Below are 279 nucleotides of genomic sequence, written 5' to 3'. Positions count from 1 at the left end.
TCGAACTGGCCCGAACATTTCTGCAGCAAACGCCGCCCAGGCTCGTTGCCATCGGCGGTCTCAGTGGTTCAGGCAAGACGACCATTGCCGAGGCGCTCGCCGCCCATATCGGTGCGCCGCCCGGTGCGCGCATAGTCGAAAGCGACCGCATCCGCAAAGCGATGCACGGCGTGCCCGCCGAGGCCAGGCTGCCGGACAAGGCCTATCGTCCTGATGTGTCCGATCGCGTCTACAACGAAATGGCATGGCGCGCCGGCTTGATTCTCTCCGAGGGTGGCT

1 protein-coding gene is annotated in these 279 nt (G+C 64.9%); it reads left to right on the top strand.

Annotated elements, in window-relative coordinates:
• Window positions 1-279: AAA family ATPase (locus tag EN852_RS40500; protein ID WP_145994172.1), on the top strand; the 279-nt coding region annotated here is incomplete at both ends.

The organism is Mesorhizobium sp. M2E.F.Ca.ET.209.01.1.1 (genome assembly GCF_004010375.2).
Classification (GTDB): Bacteria; Pseudomonadota; Alphaproteobacteria; order Rhizobiales; family Rhizobiaceae; genus Mesorhizobium.
This window is presented reverse-complemented; position numbering and strand designations above follow the sequence as displayed.